The organism is Nostoc sp. (assembly GCF_036917195.1).
GTDB lineage: Bacteria > Cyanobacteriota > Cyanobacteriia > Cyanobacteriales > Nostocaceae > Nostoc.
Genome location: NZ_JBALDG010000110.1, coordinates 1 through 4,094 on the forward strand (window position 1 = coordinate 1; position 4,094 = coordinate 4,094).

At 39.1% G+C, this 4,094-nt stretch carries 6 protein-coding genes and 3 pseudogenes; 5 read left to right on the forward strand and 4 right to left on the reverse strand.

The features are described 5' to 3' along the window. Window positions 1–103 precede the first annotated feature (103 nt). Window positions 104–301, reverse strand: a pseudogene (locus V7K40_RS33770) (transposase); the annotation flags it as partial. Between the two features lie 74 nt (window positions 302–375). Here V7K40_RS33770 and V7K40_RS33775 point away from each other — a divergent pair. Next, window positions 376–585: pseudogene (locus tag V7K40_RS33775) on the forward strand (IS701 family transposase); the annotation flags it as partial. Window positions 586–627: 42 nt separating this feature from the next. Here the strand turns inward: V7K40_RS33775 and V7K40_RS33780 are convergent. Next, window positions 628–834, reverse strand: a pseudogene (locus tag V7K40_RS33780) (transposase); the annotation flags it as partial. 1 nt (window position 835) lies between these two features. Further along, window positions 836–1,081 (reverse strand): hypothetical protein, encoded by a 246-nt coding sequence (locus tag V7K40_RS33785; RefSeq protein WP_334967215.1) that lies wholly within the window; start codon window positions 1,079–1,081, stop codon window positions 836–838. Between V7K40_RS33785 and V7K40_RS33790 the strand changes: the two genes are divergently transcribed. The 4 genes from V7K40_RS33790 (at window position 1,082) to V7K40_RS33805 (ending at window position 2,447) form a co-directional block, all read left to right on the forward strand. Next, window positions 1,082–1,489: a hypothetical protein gene (locus V7K40_RS33790; RefSeq protein ID WP_334967216.1), complete on the forward strand. Its 408-nt coding sequence runs from the start codon at window positions 1,082–1,084 to the stop codon at window positions 1,487–1,489. 80 nt (window positions 1,490–1,569) lie between these two features. After that, on the forward strand, window positions 1,570–1,701 hold the full coding sequence (locus V7K40_RS33795; RefSeq protein WP_334967217.1) for a hypothetical protein: 132 nt from the start codon (window positions 1,570–1,572) through the stop codon (window positions 1,699–1,701). Beyond that, window positions 1,658–2,107, forward strand: coding sequence for a hypothetical protein (locus V7K40_RS33800; RefSeq protein WP_334967218.1), 450 nt, complete (start codon window positions 1,658–1,660; stop codon window positions 2,105–2,107). The genes V7K40_RS33795 and V7K40_RS33800 overlap by 44 nt, the downstream gene beginning before the upstream one ends. A 106-nt stretch (window positions 2,108–2,213) precedes the next feature. Continuing rightward, on the forward strand, window positions 2,214–2,447 hold the full coding sequence (locus V7K40_RS33805; RefSeq protein ID WP_334967219.1) for a VOC family protein: 234 nt from the start codon (window positions 2,214–2,216) through the stop codon (window positions 2,445–2,447). A 122-nt stretch (window positions 2,448–2,569) separates the two neighbouring features. Here V7K40_RS33805 and V7K40_RS33810 read toward each other — a convergent pair whose 3' ends face one another. Further along, entirely contained in the window at window positions 2,570–3,559 is a 990-nt protein-coding gene (locus V7K40_RS33810; protein WP_334967220.1) for an adenosine kinase, read from the reverse strand. Window positions 3,560–4,094 lie beyond the last annotated feature (535 nt).

A 4,094-nucleotide genomic window follows, 5' to 3' on the forward strand; every position in this document is an offset into this window, starting at 1 on the left:
AATCGCTTAATTTGTGATTTTTCTACTTTTTTGCTTTGGCTGTTCTCAACTCAGCTTCTCTGAGTTATTTTGTGCTTCTTAGTCTAAAGTCCAGTAAGAAGACTGGAGAATTTAAACTAATCATCGTGTAAACACAAAAAATAATCTCCCACCACCTCTCAATATGTTGGAAATTAATGAAACGGTAATCTGTCCAGCCTAGTACCTGTTTACACTGTCGGAAACCATATTCTACCCAGGTTCTTAATCCATATAAATCTCCTAAAGTTTTCTTGAGATTACCTTGAAGATTGGTCATTATCCCTCTTCTGTCACTTTCCGAGTATTCTAAATAAAAGGATTAAAAGAAAAAACTCTCTTCAGGTAAGCAGAGCAATGGATGTAGAATTACAAATACAGAAACATTTGGCAAGAGATGCCCACCCAACAATTGCGATCATAGATGAATATTGTGCAGAGGATCAAGATATATTTAAAGAAGTAAGAAATTATGAGTGCTTCAAATATTTGCACTTAGGAATAATCTCACCAATAAAAAGAAAATCATTACCAGAAATTGCTAAAGTAGTAAGTATCAACTCAGCTTTCTGATTTTTGATTGCTAAATGCCCTCTCAAATTTACACTACTTATTCGCTCTAACGCTCTGCCCAGAAGGTAGCCAGACTCCATGATTAATTCTTATTGCTACGACATAATCTATTTTAGATTCAGCTATTTTTCTAAAAAATTGGCTACTTTCACCATATCAACTATCTGCTAGTATTAATTCAATATTAGAGCCTGATTCAATTAACTCAGTAATAATTTCTGATGCCAACTCTATTTTAGTTTTATCAACGACTATGCATCTGGTGCTGATGTTCCAAAAATGATTCGCACTGCATGAAAAATACTAAAAATGCCCCTAGTACAGTATCTTTAATGCTATAGCGCGTCGCATTACTGGCAAGCCTTGGGTCTTTGATTTTTGCGATCGCTCTAGTGAGAAATCCCAGCATTACTCCAAAACTCAGTGTCATCGGCTCCATCTCGATGCCCTTGAAGAAATAATCCTTCATCCTCAAACTAAATTCTACCATTTGTCTAAATTTGAATTTGGAATTGCTGTCTGCGAAACCTTCACTGCCATCGATAGGTTCGAGTGGCAAGCAATAGATAAACTACGTCTAATGCGAGACAACCACTACTACAAAGATGGTGGATATTTCAGCTTTGAAGACTATTGCGAGAACGAGTTAACCAAACATGGGGGATATCGGCGCGTCAGGGATTTGCTGTCTGCGAAGAAAGTAGTTGATACTTTGCCAGAGGAACTGAGGGAAAAAATCATTAAACCATCCCAGACACGATCCTTACTCCGGCTAGTCAAAACTCCCGACAAGTTACACGAAGCTGTTGCGATCGCAGCACAAGAAAACCCTTTCCCACTGCCGCAGACTTTGCTAAAGCAGTACAACTTGTCGCACCAAAAATTAAACGCTCCATAAAAAGCGAAAACCCTAAAACGCAATTGTGTAATTCTGTCACTGTTTCACAACACTCACACCCTCGTTATGGGGATTCGGGAGTGATTGAGACAGACGCACCAAATCACTGGCAGCAGATTGTCACCTTTGGTGATGGCGAGAGGCTGCTGATCAACAATACTGGTTTGGATGCCCCAAGCACTCGAAGCTGCGGCGATCATTCTGGGGAGTGAGCCAATACCAATTGCGATCGCTTACCGAGCCGAACAACTGGAAATGCTACCTCAAGCGGTTAGTGATATTCGACAGGTGCTTGCACAGCCTGGGTGTATGTGGCAGGACTATTGGGCAGTGGCGCAAGAGTATGAGGTGATTAAACAGGACTACTGGGCGGAATTGACCAATGAAGAGACAGAATTAATTGCTGCTCTCCAGAAAGCATCTACTGAACCGGACACAATTGGCGTTAGTTCTATCGTTGCTCATGCTGACCCATACCGCACTTTGTATGTCGAGGGAGGAGAAGTGATTCAGGATTTGGGAGATGAGGTAATCGTTGCATGGGATCACTGGCAGAACGAATCGAAAAAGACTGATAGGTATTTCCGAGACGAGTTGCGATTCTGGCAACCTCAATAGGCTGTTAGTGTAGCAGTAACTTTTTAGACAACTAAATACAAGTACCAAGCCCCGCAATCACAATGGGGAAAATTTCCTTGCGTCAATATAAACAGGAGATTATACAATGACTGCAACTATTACAAGACCCAAACCTAAAAAGGCTGCTACTAGCAAACCACAGTCACCATACAAAAGGCTTCATGTGATTATCCCGGATGATGTTGATGCAGCCTTCAATCGCGCTGTTGAAGCTAGTGCAGTTATTTTAGTTGTGCCAAAACAAAAGCCTTGGGGACAAAAAGTTGGATACGTCAGAGATTTAGACGGTATTTTAATTAAAATTGCTAGTCTTATATAGACATTTAATTTTTGTCAGTTGAAAGTTCTTGGTGGATGCCGCTTTTCAACAAGCCTCAGTTGGTTATGAAGGCTTATACTGCTGGCATAAAATTTGACCCCTGAAGACTTTTCAAACACTCTCTAAGCAGTAACTAATGCCTTTAATTCCTCAGTTTTTAATCTTGGCCCATAGGATGTAACAATCTTAGAAGCTGCGGCTGATGCTAATTTTCCGGCTTCTTCATAGCTCATACCTTGGGTAATTCCATAGAGGAAAGCACCTGCATACATATCTCCTGCTCCTACTGTATCTACAGCTTTTACTTGAGGTGCAGCAATTTCGATTAATTTCTGACCATCAAATAGTACTGAACCTAAGGCACCGCGAGTAATAGCAAATTTCTTACTCAGGGTTTTTAGTTTCTCTACAGCTACTTGAAAATCTTGTGTATCTGCTAGTTCTAATGCTTCACTTTCATTAGCAAAAATTAAGTCTAAACCAGGCCCAATGATGTCTAATAAACCATCTTTAAAAAATTTTACCATATTGTAATCAGATAAGGACATGGTGGTTTTCACTCCCGCTTTTTCAGCTATTCCTCTAGCCTTTATAGCTGCTTCTTTTGCTGTGGAAGAAGTTACTAAATATCCTTCGATATATACATATTCTGAATCAGCAATCGCTGATGATACTAATTCTTGTGTAGAAAATTCTCCAGTAATTCCCAAAAATGTATTCATGGTGCGATCTGCATCGGGAGTTACTAGCACCAAACATTTACCTGTAATTCCTGATTGGCGGTCGCCATTTTTTAAGTTGGTATCTACCTGAGAGTTGAGTAAATCTTCTATGTAAAAGTCTCCAAATTCATCATTAGCTACTTTACAGGAATAAAAAGTTTTTCCTCCTAGTTGACTAATTGCCACTATTGTGTTAGCTGCTGAACCTCCACAACTCTTATGGCAATGAAGATTTTTGAGATTTTCCAAAATATGATTTTGACTCTCTTCATCTAGGAGTGTCATTACACCTTTATCAATCTTTAACTGTTGTAGTAACTCTAGAGATACTTCGTATTCTATATCTACCAAGGCATTACCTACACCATAAACATCATATTTCTTACCCATTGTTTATCTCCGAAAATAATTTCTGTCTGACTTGAACAGAATTGATAATAACAGATAGGCAGCAGATAAGGGACTTGCAGAGAATAAAATATACAGTTAATAAAAATGATAACCATTTTAACAGGGGAGAAAGCGGTTGCCGACGGCAACTGCTTTCTCCCCCATTAAATATCTGACTTTTCCCGTTAAGTCGTGAAACAACGAAAGAGCAAGGGTTTCACACTAGAGCTTATTCTCAACAAATTAATTTTAATCACAATAAATCACGAGAGAATAGGGCTTTAGGCTAGGGGTATAGTAAGCGATCGCAACTGCTCGTGATTACCAACTCTAATAACGTCGCCTGAAACCCTCATTATGTTGTCAACTGACATAATTTTTCGGTATAGTGATAGTTGCTAAGTTAACAAAGGCATAAGGTCACTCCATCGTTCTGCCGCTTATATTTAATAGACTTGTCGCTAAATAAGAATAAAAAATTATGAAATGCTATTGTGGATTTCACTCTGGCAATTTATGCAGCCATCAAGTAGAA

Excerpts from the sequence above, each read along its gene's own strand:
- V7K40_RS33810 (WP_334967220.1), bottom strand. The coding sequence starts at position 3,559 with ATGGGTAAGAAATATGATGTTTATGGTGTAGGTAATGCCTTGGTAGAT.
- V7K40_RS33805 (WP_334967219.1), top strand. The coding sequence starts at position 2,214 with ATGACTGCAACTATTACAAGACCCAAACCTAAAAAGGCTGCTACTAGC.
- V7K40_RS33785 (WP_334967215.1), bottom strand. The coding sequence starts at position 1,081 with ATGGTAGAATTTAGTTTGAGGATGAAGGATTATTTCTTCAAGGGCATC.
- V7K40_RS33800 (WP_334967218.1), top strand. The coding sequence starts at position 1,658 with ATGCCCCAAGCACTCGAAGCTGCGGCGATCATTCTGGGGAGTGAGCCA.